The sequence below is a fragment of the Litorivivens lipolytica genome (assembly GCF_014191715.1).
GTDB classification, from domain to species: domain Bacteria; phylum Pseudomonadota; class Gammaproteobacteria; order Pseudomonadales; family Spongiibacteraceae; genus Litorivivens; species Litorivivens lipolytica.
In genome coordinates this window covers 1,806,183-1,823,444 of sequence record NZ_JACHWY010000001.1, presented here as the reverse complement: position 1 = coordinate 1,823,444, position 17,262 = coordinate 1,806,183, and the positions used below count along the sequence as shown (strand labels likewise).

Below are 17,262 nucleotides of genomic sequence, written 5' to 3'. Positions count from 1 at the left end.
CCTGCTCAAATAATCGGCAGGGAGGGTTTATACGTGGGTCAATATTCGATGCAAATCTAGGGGATTAGTGGGTCAGTTTTGGATGCAATTCAACAAGGCTGCGCGTACGTTGCGAATTACCGAAGCTCGTTCGTCTTCCCAAAGTTCCTGGAAATGCTCGCGTGAGATTTCGCCGGTGCCGCTCCCGTCGACTTCGCGTAAACGTATCTTGTGTTCGATGCCTGTAGATTGATTTGAGCAAACCCATTTTTTTCCGTCGATGCTGACTACTGTGCCGATTTCAATCTCTCTGGGTGTGTAATGAATGGTATCAGCAGCCATTGGGAGCCTCCGTTTGATTAAGCTCGATAAAAAAATCAGGGCCATAGTCGTCCTCAAAATCACTACGCAGCAACCCTGTGGCCAGTCCATGGGCGATTCCACGTCTGAGTGCGAAGTTGTCTATGCTCCGAAGCTCCCTGACTGTTGCTGCACCCTCTAGCTCTTTAAGGGCGGCCAGTACTGATCCTGTGTCTTTGTTAAGTTGGGTCGGGTTATGTGCCAAATGACTGTAAAGGTATTTGTAGGTATCGAGTCTTGGCTGCTGTCGTATGGTCGTGTCTGTTGCGACTTCAAAGGCGACTCCGTGCTCAGCAAGTCCATTGCGAATGGCGTCATGGCGCTGTCTGTGAATTTTTGCGTTCGCAATAGACTCTGGCTTACAGTCAATAATGACTGGTGGGGCGAATCGTCGGAATTTGACGATGTCAGGTATAAAGCTCGTTAAGGTAGGGTTTTGCCAGTCCACGAGCTTAAAGGCCTGAACGGCGTAGGCTTCAACTTCCGGATCAAATTCTTGGATGAGGCAATAGTCTGCCTCTAAGCGGCCTTCCAGAACCTTTACGAAGTCGCGGGTGTTGTCTTCGGCGTAGCGGACTTTGAGCGATGGGAATACTGTTTTCCAAAAGCCGCCCTGGCGGCTGCGTGGAATTCTGAACTGGGATCCAGATTTTGCGTATTCAATGGCTAGCTCGACAAGGTCGACAGGGTAGACCCCGCCAAAGAGCGCCTCAGGAGGAATATCGGGCGCAAGGGCGCCTTGCTGTGGCGATGTGGGCATCGACGGCTCTCCGTAATGTGTTCGTTGGAGGCCGCCGTTATATGGGAGGCCTTTAGTTAAGTTGCATTTAGTTCGTTGTGACTAACCCAAATTCCGGTGGTGTGTTTGGTCAGAGGACAGGAATGCTAGTCCAAAATACTTTATAAGTCAATATAAAAAGTATATATGCTCTTATATTGTCGATATAATGACTATATAAGCTATAATAAAGATATTGCACAGGAGGTGAGTGTGCCAAAACTATGTGATGTTGCGGATATCTATTCGGGGTATGCCGTGCAAGCTCGTGTCGATCATGACCCAGAGGGGAACGTGATAATTGTCCGGGGGGCTGATGTGTCTCGACGCAATGAAGTTGATTGGTCTGAAGCTGTGCGAATACGCGTTCCGGAGAAAAAAAATCGGAGGTTGCTACAGGCGGGTGACGTGCTGATAAAGGCGATTGGGATGACTAACACGGCAGTTTTGGTTAGTACCGTACCCCAAGAAATCGGCGCTGTTCCTCATCAACATTTTCTCCATATAAGGCTCAAAGATTCGGCCTGGGATCCCGCGTTTCTTACAATCTTTCTTAATTCAGAGCAGGTGCAGGTAGATCTAAGAAGTAAGGCATCCGGAGCCACTCAGGCCGTGTTGCGCCGGGGAGTTCTGGAGGAATTTGAGCTGCCGAGTCTTGCAATCGAGGAGCAGAGAAAATGGATCGAGGAGTGGGAAACCTACCTTGGGCGAGTCGAAAAATTAGAGCAGGAGCTGTCGGCAGTAAGGAGTGAGTTTTCGTCGAGTCTCGCAGACCTTGGTGTTATTTCGCGTTAGCCAATGAAGCTTTAGAAGATCGTTGGGGCGCTTAGCACCCCAGCCAACTAGAGTTTCTCAGAAGACTAAATCTTGCAATTTCTTAACATGGCCTAGTTTGAAGGCGCCAATTTCGACAAGTGCGGCGACAAGTGTTTGTGGGGATGTATCGATTTTATTGTCGTGAGCGTATTGAGTTAGCATTGCTTGATAAACGTCAGCATGCTCACCAAATAAAACGTCGCGGTTTAGTACTTGCCCGTCTGTGTCCCCTACAGATGCATTGCTAATAGACTTCCCATCTTTAACAGCAAGCATTATTGCAATCCGAGCTGTTATGTTTGGTGTTAGCCCAGTCCTTGTTCTTACAAGTCGGAGCTTGTCTGTCGCGTTTTTAGAGAGTGTAACTCTTGCAGGTAGTTTCATTAGGCTGACTCGGCTTCATTTTGGCGCCAAAAATAACCTTCCTCCGCGGAAGAGCTTCGAGTTTTTTGGTTAAATTCTAGTTTGTAGGCGTGCGATATATTAGGTGACAGGGAACTATAGAATTCTTCATCGACCTCAGTATCTGTCGAAAGAATAATCACTTGGTGGCTTGCAGTTGGAAAATAGTTGTTGATCAGTTTTGTTCTGTGCACTGAATCCAGCCTGCCAAGAGGGGTGTCAATAATGACTGGAAGCTTGCGTCCGGAGGTTCTAGCCAGCGCTTCTAGTATTGCAATAGCATAGATTTGCTTTTCCCCCGCAGAAAGATCATTTTTATTGATCGCATTTCCTAGAGAGTCGACAAGTGAAACTTTAAAAGTATCTGGGCTGATCTTCGCCGAGTAGTGGATATCCTCTTTCCTTGCGAGCTTTTGGAAAGAAATTGAAAACTCATTTTCGAGGTCTTTAACTTTTGATGTGGCTAGTGATCTTGAAAAGTCCTTAAGAAATGCGCGTGCACTATCTGCCAAGGCCTTGATATCAGCGCTTTCCATACTGGTGGAGGATTCAGTGCCTAGTTTATCTAATTCTTTCGCTACCTGGATGGCCTGTCGTATAGCGGAATTGCGCTGCTCGTCGATCCTCGCCATCTGTAGTTGATCAGCTGAAATCGCTTCTTGGAGCGCGGAAATCTTGGAAGTTATCGGCTGTAGCCGCTCTTCAGATGGCGCTCTGGAGGCATTATCCTTTACTTTCTCGATTTCCTTTTCAAGCTCATCTAGCTTTTTGGAAAGCGCCAGGGATTCGCTGCGTTCTTTCCCTGCCCGGTCTAGTGAGCTTCGGAGCGTCTCTATAGATGCGGAAGATGGGCTGTGGATAGATTCGAATTTGGTGTCCACATCAATGAGTTCTGAAAACTCCTTACTTATCGCAGCTTCCAGCTTTTTGTGGTTTTTCTCTGATGTTAGTTCCAAAACCTTCTTAGACAACCGCTCCACTCGTCCTGAAAGTTTGTTTGCTAAATCTACAGCGCGTGCACATTCGAGCTCGGATTCCATTGCCTGAAGTGTTGTATGTCCTAGCTTTCCGGCTATGGAAGCCGGGTATAACCCAGAGAGTAGGTCTCTAAGAGCGTTTGAGGCAGACAAGTGCTCAGTCTCGAGCTTTGCAAGTAAGGCTATATGCTCTTCGCGTGATTTCGCCCAGGCCCCGCCAGCTGAGGACAGTTCCCTCTCCATATGGGAAAGGTCGGACTTTTTCTCTGCTAGCGATATCCTTATTTGTTCCCAGTTTTGCTGTAGTTTTTCTGCTTCGGCCACCAATCTTCCGTATTCACTTTCTAAAGCTGCTATACGCTTTTGATCAATTTTAGTGGCGGAGCTCTTTTCCAGGTTGCGTGTTACTAGCTGGAGGTCGATGTCTAGCGTCTCTAATAAATCAAGCCCCATTAGGCGCTTAATAGCGTCGCCTAGCTGGACGCCATCTTCATCATCAGCGAGATCGGCAATTTTTTCTCCATCAAAGAAAAAAAGTTCTGATACGCCAATAGGAATCAGCTCGTTAAGAAAGCCCTGACATTGCTCATAGTTCAGGTTCGAAATTGGTTCATCATTTTGATAGAGGGAAAGGCTTTCCTTAACGCTGGTCTTCTTCGTTTCCCACTCTCTGATCACTTTGTAGCGGAGAAGTTTTCCATGTTTAGCGTAGGTAAATGTCAGGGAAACAGAAGCAGAATTAGCTTCGCTACCGGAATTACTCTTAAACTTGTGTATAGATTGTTTTAGGTATTCTTCATACTGCTTGGCCGAGACCGAATGCCCGAGCGCCCCTTTTCCGTATAGAGCAAGTCTGATAGATGATAGAATTGAAGTCTTTCCGGCGCCATTCAGGCCGCCAAATAGAACAATAGGTCTTATTTTGTTCCATTTCTTTCTTGGAGTGAGGTCGAAGTGGTGCTCTCCGGAATATGCTCGATAGTCACGCAAAACAAGTGTTTCAATTATCATTAGTTACTACCAAGGTTGAGCGATGCGGTAAGTTTTTGAATCTCTGATTTCCAGTAACCATCAGGCTTTGTCTTTTGATGCTTTTCTTTGATTTCCTCCAGGCTTCCCCAGTCTTGTTTCAAGACAGAAAGTAACCTTTGATGAACACCTTTCCTGCGGCCAAGCCCGCTGACTGAAAGTTCGACTTCCAGTAGCTTCATAATCATTTCGGGTGAAATATCATGTTTGGATGCGACAGAAGCCATTAACTCTGTGTCGTGTTCTGTGAACATGCCTGCATCGTTGTCGATCCACTCAATTTTCGAGTCTGGATATATTTCGGCAACGATCGCCGGTAGCGTGTCCTTCCAATCTGGTTCGTTGGGATCGCGTAACCAATGCTGGCGAATGGCCTGAAGTTCTTCCTCTCGTATCAGTTCAATATTGTGTCCCTGGGATCGCAGGTCTTTTTCTATTGCTAGTAGTTGGCTAACCCACTTCCTTCTGACCTCTAGCCAGTATGGCCCCGGAATGTGCTTAGATTCGCTATCACCTGAATCATCTATTCTGTCTGCACTAACATAGGTGACTCTGCCAGTACGACGTTTGTAGTTTCGATATTCGTTTTTGTTTTCGGGGCGCGTTGACTCATAAAGGTCATTTCTGAATTTTAAAAGCGGGGCCATCCATTCCTCCCCGTTTTCAATTAAGCTATGTAATGCTTTGTCTTCAGTCACAACAGTGCAAGTCCAGCATCCGAATCGAGAATTCCCGCAAGATGGAGTTGACTTATCAATGACTAGAGGACATTCACCCTGGTTGGATCCTTTGTATAGCTCTAGTAGCTGCCTATTCGTTCCGCCCCAAGGACAGGGGCCGCTCATCAAATATTCCCAGACATCATCTGCTGACCAGGAAACAATGGGCATATAGGTGTATGCATTAGGCAGTGAGGTGTGTCGGCTAAGTGCAGAGTCGGCGATGCTGTGCCGAGCGATGACTTGTGCTCTTGAGGCGCTCTCTTGGCTGCGTGAGCCGAGGGCGACGATAACTTCTCCAAACTCCTGTACTTTACTTTTTATAAATGAACTGACAGGGTCGATTTTCATTCTTTCAGTACACCAGCGAAATTGCTGCTTTGGTGCTGGATAACCTCTACCAAGAAGGTTTACCCAGAATGTTTGATCTGGATCTGGGTAAACAGCGTGCGCGGAAATTGGAAGCTTTTCTTTCTTGCTTTGTGTGTTTATTAGTTGAATTGTATGGTTGATCATGTCTACCACGACGGGGGTTTCAACCAAGGTGTCCGAGGAAACAACGTAAATATGTTTCCTTCTGCTCTTGCTTGGTAAGCGTTGCAGCGCGCTATATATAAGAGAAAGTACAGTAGTCGAGTCCTTGCCGCCGCTGAAACCTATAATCCAAGGGCGGTCATCAGATAAGTATATTTCTTGTATCTGCTCCACCAGCGCAGAAATTGGTTGGCCAGAAATAATGAGCTCGTCTATGAGCTGCTCATGCGAGGCGTATAGAAGGCCGTTTGCTTCGGTTGGGCTCATTCCATCAGTTCCTTTTCCAGTAGTGACTCCTCTTTTGTGAGGGGTAGCTTAAGCTTTTGTTTGATTAAGTTTGCTGTCAAAGCAACATTCATCGATTTCTTGCTAATGCGACCATGTTCTAAAGCTCGACCTGACCATTCGGGATTCAGCCTAGACCAGTCAATTCGGTCTAGCATTGCCAAAATTCGCCCCCATTCCTTTTCGGGTAGCTCGGTGATTTGCTTACCTACCATCCCCATTGCCTGGAGCATGACGGCATGAGCGTGGATATAGTTTTCTCGAAGTTCGGATGGGGAGACCTTCTTATCTAGTGCCAGTTGCCAATCTTTCATATGCGTACTAACAGTGTTCCAATAGCTTACGCACTTTTGACGTTCTTCGAGAGTTAAAGGCTCTCCTTTAGGTTTACTCAAAATGGCCTTGTTGGCGTTTTTTATGGCGCTAAGAGTAAATAGCTTTGTGCTGCGGTTGGAGAGGCTGGATTTCTCGAGCTCGGTTAGCCGGTAAAAAACTTCTACGTTCTTTTGGGTGAACCTTGCTAATTCTGACAGTGCATCACGCAAGTCGTATAGCGTGCTTATAGAGTCACTCGGGCGAACTGCATGTTTGTTTAAATCGGCAAACATCTGCTGGCTACGTGCTAGACCCTCATCTATAAAGAAAAGGACGGAAATGTTATCGTGACCTAGCTCAGGATTTTCCTTTATAGCTTCCTCTATAGCTTTCCTGCGATGTTGCCCATCATTAATTAAAATTTGAGCGTCCATCGGTATGGACAATGTCCCCATATTCTGGCCTGTGCCAGTATCGGTAAATGGCTCAAATTTAACTTTGCTGTTAATAGATGCAGTTAGAGATGAGAGGGTGTAATTGTCTTGATTTTCAACGAGATAGGATGTTATTTCGGGGATGCGGGCGATGTTTAAAGTTCGCTGCGCTCTCAAGTCAGCTGGGACTTCATCTTCGTCAAATTTAAACAGTTTAGGGACTATTCTCATGGGGCACATAGCTATGTAGCAAGGTTTCCCGGCTTGAATTCCACGAATAGCTGGAAAGTTGTGGTTGAATTCTTCGGCCATAGTCCCTGTGGAGTGAGCTCTTGAGTGGAAGTCAATTGTAACAAATTGGAAGTTATACTTCCATTGAAATGACTTCCATCATGCCGTTGGGGCGGCCTGCTTGAAGTAGAGCTAGGTCTTATTTTTTGAAGGCTCGGGCAAGTTTGAAAGGTCGATCATTCGTTTTAGCGCAGCAGAGAGGCCTTTTGTTGATGCAGGATATGTATTTGAGTCGTTAAAATCCTCCGTTGCTTTAATTGAGCGAAGCAGTTCTGGAAATGTTTCCTTCATTGTTTTCTGAGATGCACCATGCACCCGAAGAACTTGTCGCAAATATTTGAAAATACACGCAATGCCCACCGTCTTTGTTAGGAAATTGTCGGGCTGGCTGTCTTCCCAAAATATTTCATTTGTCGCCTCTAAGGCTAGGTTTAGCACGTCCTCTATTGCTTTGTCGTTTCCTTCAATATAAAACTTTCTTAATGGGTATTCTTTGTCGTCCTTTAGCACTGAGCGTCCTTCTATGCTTCCTCCGCTCGCGCTTTTTGTATTCATTTCATAGCGGTCTCGTTTGGGGTCGCGGCTCAAAAGAGATAAAATCGCTTCGACGATGGCAGCGGTAGACAAGCGCCACGGAGGAAGTTCCTTCCTTTGGGCGGCATCCAAATGCATTTCGTCTGCGGTTCTATATTTTACTCTCCCTAAAAGAGGCTTTCGTTGATTTAGTTTTCTGACAAAGTGCACTGCTAAGGTTTCGGGAGGCCATTCTATTGGCTCGCTGCTATCTATTTCATATCCGAAGAGTTGATAAGCAAGGCTCTTGTCCACCTTTCCTTGCGTATAATTAATTGTCGAAAAAAGAAATGCCTGATACGGCATTGCTAAATCTTCGTAAATAGAGCACGAGAGATCCATTTGTGTGGTGGCATGATCGAATCCATATAGGCGATGCTGGCCATCGATTATGGAAAGAAGCTTTGATCCTTTGGGGACTTTGATTGTATAGGCGTTGTCATCAGTTTGGACGAATTCGACCTTGTTTTCAGGGTCGGCATAGCGCCCGTTTGGCATGAAGTTGGCGCCTAGGATAATTGAATTCGGAAAAGCGGCAGAGTCGCTATCTATAAATAATCCTATTTCTTTTAATCTTTTGGGATTCAGAGTGCGCTGTACGCCTTGTACTTCGCCACGATTGTTAACAGCCTTTAATGAAAAAGAAATTTCCTTTAAGAGGTGTGATGGGATGCTGCATATATAGTAATCGGAAAAAGGCTGGTTTACTTTTATGGCTTTAAATTCATAGTGCCCCGTCATGACAATCCTTCTCCCGTTAGGTCATGGTTGACCTCGTTACCGCCAGCTTCGATGTTCTTCGGCTCCGGTGGCTTATGTTTAAACTGAGCTTTGTTGTGATTTACGCAAATCCAAAGAAAGATAGCTAAGCTGCTGCCGAAGATTACCGTGTTATTGTTTACAGTAGGCTCCTTAAGGCCATAGGAGGAAAGCAGGATTGCCATCACCCACAGAAAGAAACCTGCAAATTCTCTGGTTCTAATTAAGTTTACTTTTTCAATGGGTTGATCACCTTCTTCTTCCATTCGCTCTCTTAGAGAAACAAAAAAATCAAATGCTATTCCGCCTAATATGCCTAGAGAAAACATAAATACTGAAAACCCTTGCAATAACTTCTTCTCCATTTCGCCAGAGTAAAAGCATGCAATCTCCATCGCTTTCTCTATGTCGGGATGATCCGCTTCTTTGCTGTGAAGTTTTGAAGGCTCGTAGCTGGGGTAAACTTTTGTGGTGTTTTTAATTGCTTCTTGGTCAAAAGCGCATGCTGGGGAGAGGTTTAAATCGTACAGGTAGGGAGCCCAAACTCCAGCACTAGATATAGTCATTATGATTAAAAATGAAAAGACAAAAATTGGATTTCGTAATGCAATACGAATGACTGATAGACAGTAATTTATCAAATTAATCCAATAGAATAGGCCGCTTTTTGAAATGAAGGTTGAAATTTTCAATCGAAGGTTTTCATTGTTTCTTGTTTTCATTGGCATGATTCTATTCTGTTTGAAGAAGTTCCCAGAAGGCTTTGTCTTTGATCTTAACTATTTTTTTGTCCCCATTTACGTACAAGCTAAAATGTTTGTCGAGGCCCCTTATAGCTGCCATTAAAGATTCTTGTTCAGGCTTGTCGTCTTTGTTAAAAAGAGCTTTTATGTCCTGCCCTTTAATTTGCGATACACGATGAACTATCCAGCTGAGTATATATACCGAGTAGTCATTTTCTTTTGTCTTGAAGTGAGTGATATCTTGAGTCGAAAGGATGACGCCAACTCCATATTCCCTACCTTCTTTTAGTATCCGTCGCAAGCTAGGGAAATCCTGCGACATAAAGTTGTCGGCCTCATCTACAAGAATCATCTTAGTTATCTGTCGGAAGTCACCTATCACAGTAGGTTTTCCTTGCTTTTGCATCTGCGAATAAAAAAGGTCTAATGTTAGAGCAACAACTAAGTTCTGTATTTCTGGTGGATAGCCAGCGAGCTCAATTACTCGAATGCCATCGATAAGTTGATACAAACTAATGCACTTTGATATATCGTCTTCAAAGATCTCAAGTTCGTTAAGGCTTTCTAGTGCGGCATATAGGGAGTCTTCTTCTACTTTTTCTTGGTCGATAAAGAGTGTCCAAACATCCTTGATTGTAGGTGCTGGTTTAGACCATGTGCTCTTGTCTGACTTGCTTATACCAGCTAGGTCATAAGCATCAGCGATCAGCTTTCGTAGTCTTAGCTGTTGCTTTTGTCCAAGACCAAAAGCTTTGCCCATTGTCTCTGAGAATCCGCGAGCAGTATGCACAGGCAGCATCGGGGTGTCGCCAAACAGGCTTAGAGGGTTGTATGGTAGCTTGTGAAGATTATACTTTTTTCCATTCGTGGCGTTTTGGAATTGATCGTCCACGTAGTCGGATTTGTAGTCAAAGATCAGCATTCCTATGGGGCTGCCATCAACGTTCAAACTTTGATTTCGGTATAATTGGGTAACTAATGATTTCGTGCACTGTGTCTTTCCCGTACCCATGGTGCCAATAATGCCTGAATTGGTGTTCATGAACTTTGCGGTGTTGGTAGGTTCCCAGAATACGGGGGATTGATGATTGCATTCATGTCCGATTAATACCTTTAGCGTGTCTCCTTCTTTGTTTATTTTGTCGACTCTGAGGTTGCTTTCCGCTGAAGTATCTCTTTCTGTATCACTCTTGGCTTCATCAGTATGCGTGATTGAATTCACGTAGTTTTGATGAGCCGGCTGACTTGTGTCGCTTGGATCTTCGGTTTCGCTGACGAAGCCGTCACTAATCGATACGGTAATACTATCTGTATTGCTAGGTAAGAAATATTTTTCAGGGATATTTGCGGCAGCAGTTTTAGAGTGATCTTCCCATAGCGCTCTTAAGGGAGTTGAAATTGTAGCTTTCATAAAGCTGGAAGGTATTTCTAGCGTCAAAATTCCGTCGGTTACTTGGCAGGATGTTGAAAAACATCGATCGTTCTCAAGATTGGCAACGACAAACCCCGATGGATACTCACTCAGATGGGCGATCTTATAGTCGCCCTGTAGCCATTTCTCTTTGCTGTCGATAAGGGGATAGAGATAAGATTCTGGGTACACGTCGTACAGTATATATTTGTCCAGCTGAAGAATTACTTGGCGAACGAACAAGCTCCGGTTCAAACTGCCGGCCAGGTCAGCCGTGGACAAAATAGAAGATAGGTATTGTTTTAACTCATTGGCTTGTTGGATTGCTTTTTTAGAGTCATATGTGGAGCCTGTCTTTACTTCCAGAGGAAGTAGGTAAAGGTTGTTATCTTTAAAGCCAACGAATAATACATCGTCAGAAATGGCTCCCTTGCTGTAACCATTAAGCTTGCGAGAAAATTCGGATTCCGAAATATTCAAGCCAATATTTCCAGAGACTCTTATCAATTCGGCGACAGAAATAGGTATCCAAGTAATATCTGATTTGCTAAGAAGTATAGAAACAAGCTTGTAGGCAGCTAAAATGCCTCTGCGTTCTTTGCGTATCTTTTCATTGTCTGTTAGAAGTTTTAAGAGCCACTCGCCATTAAAGGCATTAAGCTCTGTGACTAGACCTCCGTCCTCTTGGTCTAATAGTCTGCGATAAAGATCTATTTGTTTGGTTACTGTGATCGCGTCATATCCAGCGGATGTTGTGTACTGATCCGAATAATGGATGAGGATGACATTCTGGCTGTGCTGAAAGAAATCTAAAGTTACCTTTGGATCTATTATCGTTGTCCAAATTGAGCTTTCATAGCATTTTTCGAGTTGTGATTTAAATCGTTCGTTAACCGCTAAGGCGATGGCGCTGCTGTCTCTGTATGCGGAAGTGGACTTTCGAGCAGGCTTGATAAGGCGGCCATAGGTAACAGCAAGCGACACTGCTGTGTTTTTGTCTATATCTGCTTTCGAACACCCAAAGCCAGTAATATAATTTCCGTTATCATGCTGTGCGGCTTCCCCATTGATGAGTCCTTCCGCGCTAATGCTGTTGGCTCTCTCTGTTGGATTCACTTCGATGGGTTCGACCTTCTCCCTGTTGCGGAAAAAGCACAAGTGGCTGTATTGATATTCTGATTCCTTGTCACTTCTGAATTTACTAAAGGTTAGTCGGGTTCTCATATCATCTACAATCGCGTCGGCGTACTCTCTAACCTTGCCTTTGTTAAGGCCGTATGCGTTTTTGATCGCTTCGTAGCTCCCCATTTCGGAAAACTGGTCAAATTCAGTTTCAATATTATCATCGTCGTAAATGTTTACGTGGATATTAAACGGCTGTTTTATACTCGAGCTGAAATGGCCAACGATTCCTAGAAAAAGGCTCCTGTTATCGCGGTTGTTAACCGAATTTATAAGGAGAGTTGGTCTACTGTCCCCGTGCGTAACTGGAAATAGACAGGAAAAAGCTTCAGAAAACTCTCTTATTTTTTCCTTAACAAGTTTTGTTATATAGCTATAGTCGCTATCTTGCTGGGGAACGCATCGTAGCCAGAAGCAGTTGTCTTTGCTTGATTGAACGTATGAAAACTCATGTTTCGGATCATAGATATATGGCAATAAGCCCTGCGGATTTAACCTTTCCAAGGTGATTGGTGGAAGTCGTTTAAAGCTAAAGCTATTGTCGCTTTGTGCTCTCTCAACGAGTTCTAGATAGTAATTCAGTACTAATGGATGAAATGGAGAAATCCACTCCTGATTTTCTGCATTATCATTGCTAAATCCTATAGAGATAAGTAACTTTTCGGTGTCGAGCAAGAATTCATTTAGATTAATTTTCTCAACGCAGTTTCTGAACTCGGTAACCAAGTTCTTGACTATCTTTCTATAATCCTCACCCCAGCTAACTAGCGAAGGGATTGAGTTCTGAGAAGACAGATACTCAAAAAGCTTATCGTAAGCATTGGATAGTGCTGGATAATGTAGGCCAAGCTGGACTGTGTCTATACTGCCATCAGAGCTTCGAGAGAGAGTCCGGTTCTTGACCCAGTTGTGTTCGACTTCACAAAACTCAATCTGAGTGCTCGATAACTTTACTTCCTTGTTGTCGATATAAACTTTCTTTTTATGATTATTAAACTGAGCGTTATGGTCTTTGATAAACGAAGCTAGGCACGGGCTGGTGTTATATATTATAGGAAGATCTATATATTCAGTAGCTGCCGCGCCTTCCACTTCGAAGCTCAACGTAGCGTCGCCATGAAATAACGAAAAGGTGATTAGCTCAACTTCATTAGAAATTTCCTCGAAGTCGAGACTGTAGTGCTGGGTGACGTCGTACGAGTCTCCGACCTTACTGATAGTCGTTGTGGCAATCTGATTTTCGTCAGATAGCCCTACTATTAGATTTGGTTCTTGAGTTTGAAGGATCACAAGGTCTTTAGAAGGGTTCAGAAGAAACTTGCTAGCTATTGCATCAATGTTGAACCAATTTTTTCTGACAACGAGGCATCGAAACTTATAACACTCTGATGCCTTTTTTCTTTTCAGGAGCGCGTTGAAGAATATTGGTCTGTCGCCAATTTTCCCGGTTATTAAAACTTTCGAATTTTTTGACCCACCTGTTACGACTGGTTTCTCGTGAAAGCAGCTGCTGCTTTTTGTCGAGATGGCCAATTCGTCTTTGGTGATTCTAGAACCTCTGAAATCAAGCTCCAGGTCAAATTCCTCTATACCATGGTCTACTTCCAGTATGATGTGCGTTTCGCGTTGTGCTGAGGCTGTTGTTCCTCTTTGGCGCTTGGTAATTTTGGATGATGCAGATGTGATATCTGACAATTCCAATTCTTGATTTCTGTTGTTTTCTTTCTCCGTGAGAAAAACGTCAAATGGTACAAGCTTCCAGCCCTCTGGATTCTCATCCAAGTTAATATGTTTGCTGATAAAATCACTGCTAAAATCAGTTAAATAATCTTCTATCTGATCTGGGTAGTGTTGCACCACCTTTGCAATTTGTTCATGTAATGCTTTGTTTTCATCAAGGCGTTTTCTGATTTGATTCGGCCGATCACCCATGCTTAATATGGCTGGGTCGTTGAATAAATCGATTTCCTGGAAGCGTATGTCGCCATCTGTTATTGCATCATGCAGAGCCTCAAAACCAAACATGCTCCCTTGATCTTCGATAATCTGTTGGAACTGATATTCCAGCAGGATCTTAGATACTTCTTGGCCTTCATAGCTATCTTTATCGTCGATAAGGGCGCGTAATGAAACTAGAATATTTTCTGGTGAAAATATTCCGCCTTTCGAAGAGAGGTCTTCGGAGCTATTGATTAATGTGTCAAGAAGACTGTTATGAATTATTAGAAGTGCTGTTCCTTCAAATGCCCCGTTTTGGTCAGAAACCTGGTCGCGAAGATATGAGATAAAATTTTCTGTATATCCGAACTTGGAACCGTCATTGTGTACGACGGGGATTAGTTTTACGTGGTTGCACGATATGTAAGTCAGTTTGTTTCCGCGAGTGTCAATGAATCCGGGGTTCAGGTTTGGTCTGGTGAAAGCTCTGAATAATTTTTTGCTGTTGTCTGGGTTTGGCGATTTGAACTGATACTTGTACCCGGCTTTAATTCTTTTTTCGGAATGGCGAAGAAAGTGATCTACAACAAAATTTTCAAATTGTTTTGAATACATAAACAGCATCCCCACTATCGCTCATTCGTTCTACATTCCCTATGCGCTCAAAAAACTTGAGTAGTTCCTTTTGGCTTTGCTTGTCGAAAAATATTCCTCGGTTTTTCCATTCTTCTAGAAGCTCTCCAAACCGTAGTTTTTTCTTAGACCCAATGCTGATGTTCGTAATCAGTGATATGTAGTCCTGGTTCAGTACCAAAACGTTACCAATCTGTCCTCGCGACTTTACGAAATCTCTACAAAGCTCATTCTCAGTGGTCTTAATAAACTTTTCTCTAGCGGCGTGCCTCTTTCTTCTTCGTCCAAATTGTGAGACGGATTCGTGTAGTAGTGACTCTAGCCAATAGTGAGGGTCTTTATTTGATTTATCATATTTAAACTTAAAATCCGTGCCTTCATATCGGTCTCGTGAAAAATTCTCGGCGTATTCGATTAGTGATTCGGTGTCCTTTTCAGATAGGTTTCTAGCTAATATCCATAATGGAACTCTCTCCACATTATTTTCTTTACTGGGTTCTTGCAGGCTTTCGGACATAGATAGATACGGGAATATATACTGCAAATTGTCCTGAACTGCTCGATGACCGTAAGTAACAAGGTCTGTCCTTTCTTTGCTTGCAGTTTCATGGTCTAGAATAAAGTACAGAGGCCGTGCTCTAGGTTCTTCTCTGAAGTTTTTTATGTTTAAAGCTAACTGGGCTGTATATATGTATGCGTAGAATTTTAGGAAAGGTTCAAGCTGTGCTAAAAAATATTTTGGGTGGGATGCTAAGAAGCTGACATCCTGTGTGAAATATTTTGTAATGTAAGGCAGGTAGGGTTTTTCGTTTATTCCTCTGGAAAGCGTTTTCGATCCGTCCTGGATGTTCTCCATTATTTCATCAGATCGTAAACTGTTTAGGACTTTTTCTTCTATAAAGTTGTTTGATTCTGAAGGTATGTCTTTTAGACAGAAGCCGCGCATAATTCCGGAGAACATGTCCGCTAAGCGGTTCTGCGGGGAGCTTTGGCTTAGTGCTGTGAGTTTGAATAACAAGGCTTCTGGCGCCAAACCTTCGTAGTTTTTTTTCGTAAAAAACATGGCATCGATGTGGCTCCAAAGGCCGTCATCATCCAGCGCTTCAATAAAGTCTTCTCTACATATTTTTCGAAAAGCTTGTATAGCGTATTCTTCCTTTTCCTCCATAGACCCTGTAAAAGACTTGAATAGTTTGTCTGATATTTTTTTTCTATACAGGTTTTTAACAATGGATGCTTTTGCAATATCCCAGTCAAAGTCGCCGTCTTTGGGTAAGGAAGTTCGTGCCGGGAAGTATCCAGTGATTCTATTGTCACCTACAGTCAGATTTTTCTTCAAATAGTTCACAGGCCGCTTACCTTTAATTCGTCGTCAGACTCTTTGATTTTTGCGAGACGGTTCCCGTTCAAGAAGAGCAAAAGTGATCTCGAGCGATTAGCAACTTCAGTGATATGGCTTACTATTTCGTCAAGTAGGACTATGCTGTTTTTGTCGAAACGGTTTGGTCGGTAACCAGAGACTATGGCAATGAAGACTTGTATCAAGTTCATGTTGACTGGAATTGGGTGTATTGGTGTGTCATTGATTGTGAGGTGCAAGTTGAAGTGAGAGATTTCTTTCAATTTTTCGCGTGCTATTTTTTGGTATGAGACGCCTATGTCAACCTCTGATGCAAAGTCATATATTCCTTTGCTGCTCAAATAGAATTCGTCTTTTGATAAATAGGCAGCTTTTCGATTGGCGTAGCCGCTAATGGCTGGAAGAATGGTGTTGTCGTAGAATGCTTTGAGCTTTTTTCTCACGTCTTGAGAGCCATCGTAGTCGTTGTGCAGATGCCAAGCTTCTCTATATATCGATTCTTCGGCGCTTTCGAAATCTTTTATAAAGTTATTTGCATATTTATTTTCAAAAGTGGTGTATCTGAAAAGGTAGAGCTGCCGGACTATAGAGGTAGGGTTTGCTTTTCCTCTGCTGTCGATTAGAAATTTTTGGTGGGCTTCTTCTCGATACGTTGTGAACTTGTCGTCTGGAAGTCCTAGTGTTCTATTTAAGACAAATTGATCCAATGAGCGTGTGCGTTTTGTAATGGGGTCGAATTCGGCTATTGCCTGCAGGATCTCGTTTTCTCCCCCTTCGAAGATGTTGTCATAGATGTGTTTTTCACCAGTAAGAATTCTGTAGATGAAATCAAGCATCATTCGCGCGGTAATAAACTGATCTCGTTTTAGACGTGCGTTTAAAACAAGCTCGATGATTGCTTTTTGGACTCCGGTGTCTCTTAGAATCAAGTAATTGCTAATTAATTTTTTCTTTTCCGAGTTGCTGGTGGGGCGCTCGTCGTATTCCCTGTTAAAGTACTCTCTAAATTTATTTTTTTTATCATCAGCTACAACTTGACGTACTAGCGAGCTAAGGAATGGCGCGCTAATACTTTCTCCTGAAAAAGTGAATTTGGGAAATCTTTCAAAGTCGATGAAATGGTATTTTCCTTCAACTTTCTCAATACCGTCGTTAAGAAATGATCTCATCGCCATTCTGATTTCGCGATGTATCTCGTTGCCTTCTCTCTCATAGTTGGCAAGCATGCCAATGTTTATGCCGACGACTAAAGGGTGAGAGTGTGACTTCCATTCAGAGAAAACGTTGTCGAGTGTCACTATCGCGTTTTCATCTGGATGGAAGCTATGTGTGGCATCTAAATGAAAACTTACTTTGTTTCTGTAGTTTTTTTCGTTTCTTGTAAGTATTTCTGACTTGCCATCACCGCTGCTTCCGCACAGGAATAAGATCTCTCCCGGGTTTAGTTCATCTAGCTTTTTTTTGAATGCAATTTCGACGTCAGTCTCTACGTATAAATAGTCTTTTATTGCTTTCAGTTCTGGGTCTTTGATTTCGCCAGAGGTTGTAACGGCGTATGGCGATGATTTAGATAAAACAGCTAAGGCGTCTCTTAAATTCATGAATTCACCTTGTATTTTCTTTATATTTTGTTGGTTCTAGCCATTAAAAATGGTGCGTGTGTGAAAGGCTTTATTTTTAGTGTTGCTTATATTTCCGAATTTATAGCTTAACTAGTGGAGTCGTGTGTAGAAAGTCGATGCCT

12 protein-coding genes are annotated in these 17,262 nt (G+C 43.3%); 1 reads left to right on the top strand and 11 read right to left on the bottom strand.

The genetic code is table 11. The features are described from left to right. Positions 1–72: 72 nt before the first annotated feature. Together FHR99_RS08410 and FHR99_RS08405 are read right to left on the bottom strand one after the other, a co-directional pair. The gene (locus FHR99_RS08410) at positions 73–321 is read right to left on the bottom strand and encodes a hypothetical protein (RefSeq protein ID WP_183410053.1); all 249 of its coding nucleotides are present in this window, start codon (positions 319–321) and stop codon (positions 73–75) included. After that, a complete protein-coding gene (locus FHR99_RS08405) occupies positions 311–1,099 on the bottom strand; it encodes a hypothetical protein (RefSeq protein WP_183410052.1) in 789 nt (262 codons plus the stop codon). The genes FHR99_RS08410 and FHR99_RS08405 overlap by 11 nt, the downstream gene beginning before the upstream one ends. A 231-nt stretch (positions 1,100–1,330) precedes the next feature. Here FHR99_RS08405 and FHR99_RS08400 point away from each other — a divergent pair, with 231 nt between their 5' ends. Then, positions 1,331–1,912, top strand: a complete 582-nt coding sequence (locus tag FHR99_RS08400) for a restriction endonuclease subunit S (RefSeq protein ID WP_183410051.1) — start codon at positions 1,331–1,333, stop codon at positions 1,910–1,912. A 57-nt stretch (positions 1,913–1,969) separates the two neighbouring features. On the opposite strand, the gene FHR99_RS08395 is transcribed toward FHR99_RS08400, so the two are convergent. The 9 genes from FHR99_RS08395 to dptF form a co-directional block, all read right to left on the bottom strand. Then, positions 1,970–2,317 (bottom strand): DndE family protein, encoded by a 348-nt coding sequence (locus tag FHR99_RS08395; RefSeq protein ID WP_183410050.1) that lies wholly within the window; start codon positions 2,315–2,317, stop codon positions 1,970–1,972. After that, a complete protein-coding gene (gene dndD / locus FHR99_RS08390; protein WP_183410049.1) occupies positions 2,317–4,323 on the bottom strand; it encodes a DNA sulfur modification protein DndD in 2,007 nt (668 codons plus the stop codon). The genes FHR99_RS08395 and dndD overlap by 1 nt, the downstream gene beginning before the upstream one ends. Beyond that, positions 4,323–5,861 (bottom strand): DNA phosphorothioation system sulfurtransferase DndC, encoded by a 1,539-nt coding sequence (gene dndC / locus FHR99_RS08385; protein WP_183410048.1) that lies wholly within the window; start codon positions 5,859–5,861, stop codon positions 4,323–4,325. Before dndC ends, dndD begins: the two co-directional genes overlap by 1 nt. Next, a complete protein-coding gene (dndB, locus tag FHR99_RS08380; protein WP_183410047.1) occupies positions 5,858–6,940 on the bottom strand; it encodes a DNA sulfur modification protein DndB in 1,083 nt (360 codons plus the stop codon). Before dndB ends, dndC begins: the two co-directional genes overlap by 4 nt. 111 nt (positions 6,941–7,051) lie before the next feature. Further along, a complete protein-coding gene (locus tag FHR99_RS08375; protein ID WP_183410046.1) occupies positions 7,052–8,233 on the bottom strand; it encodes a DGQHR domain-containing protein in 1,182 nt (393 codons plus the stop codon). Further along, positions 8,230–8,979 (bottom strand): hypothetical protein, encoded by a 750-nt coding sequence (locus tag FHR99_RS08370; RefSeq protein ID WP_183410045.1) that lies wholly within the window; start codon positions 8,977–8,979, stop codon positions 8,230–8,232. The genes FHR99_RS08375 and FHR99_RS08370 overlap by 4 nt, the downstream gene beginning before the upstream one ends. A 4-nt stretch (positions 8,980–8,983) precedes the next feature. Then, positions 8,984–14,149: a DNA phosphorothioation-dependent restriction protein DptH gene (dptH, locus tag FHR99_RS08365; protein WP_246386643.1), complete on the bottom strand. Its 5,166-nt coding sequence runs from the start codon at positions 14,147–14,149 to the stop codon at positions 8,984–8,986. Next, complete coding sequence (gene dptG, locus FHR99_RS08360) at positions 14,121–15,506, bottom strand: DNA phosphorothioation-dependent restriction protein DptG (RefSeq protein ID WP_183410044.1); 1,386 nt, start codon at positions 15,504–15,506, stop codon at positions 14,121–14,123. Before dptG ends, dptH begins: the two co-directional genes overlap by 29 nt. Continuing rightward, positions 15,503–17,119, bottom strand: a complete 1,617-nt coding sequence (gene dptF / locus FHR99_RS08355) for a DNA phosphorothioation-dependent restriction protein DptF (RefSeq protein WP_183410043.1) — start codon at positions 17,117–17,119, stop codon at positions 15,503–15,505. The genes dptG and dptF overlap by 4 nt, the downstream gene beginning before the upstream one ends. Between the last annotated feature and the right edge of the window lie 143 nt (positions 17,120–17,262).

Excerpts from the sequence above, each read along its gene's own strand:
- FHR99_RS08410 (WP_183410053.1), bottom strand. The coding sequence starts at position 321 with ATGGCTGCTGATACCATTCATTACACACCCAGAGAGATTGAAATCGGC.
- FHR99_RS08405 (WP_183410052.1), bottom strand. The coding sequence starts at position 1,099 with ATGCCCACATCGCCACAGCAAGGCGCCCTTGCGCCCGATATTCCTCCT.
- FHR99_RS08395 (WP_183410050.1), bottom strand. The coding sequence starts at position 2,317 with ATGAAACTACCTGCAAGAGTTACACTCTCTAAAAACGCGACAGACAAG.
- dndD (WP_183410049.1), bottom strand. The coding sequence starts at position 4,323 with ATGATAATTGAAACACTTGTTTTGCGTGACTATCGAGCATATTCCGGA.
- dndC (WP_183410048.1), bottom strand. The coding sequence starts at position 5,861 with ATGAGCCCAACCGAAGCAAACGGCCTTCTATACGCCTCGCATGAGCAG.
- dndB (WP_183410047.1), bottom strand. The coding sequence starts at position 6,940 with ATGGCCGAAGAATTCAACCACAACTTTCCAGCTATTCGTGGAATTCAA.
- FHR99_RS08375 (WP_183410046.1), bottom strand. The coding sequence starts at position 8,233 with ATGACGGGGCACTATGAATTTAAAGCCATAAAAGTAAACCAGCCTTTT.
- FHR99_RS08370 (WP_183410045.1), bottom strand. The coding sequence starts at position 8,979 with ATGCCAATGAAAACAAGAAACAATGAAAACCTTCGATTGAAAATTTCA.
- dptH (WP_246386643.1), bottom strand. The coding sequence starts at position 14,149 with ATGCTGTTTATGTATTCAAAACAATTTGAAAATTTTGTTGTAGATCAC.
- dptF (WP_183410043.1), bottom strand. The coding sequence starts at position 17,119 with ATGAATTTAAGAGACGCCTTAGCTGTTTTATCTAAATCATCGCCATAC.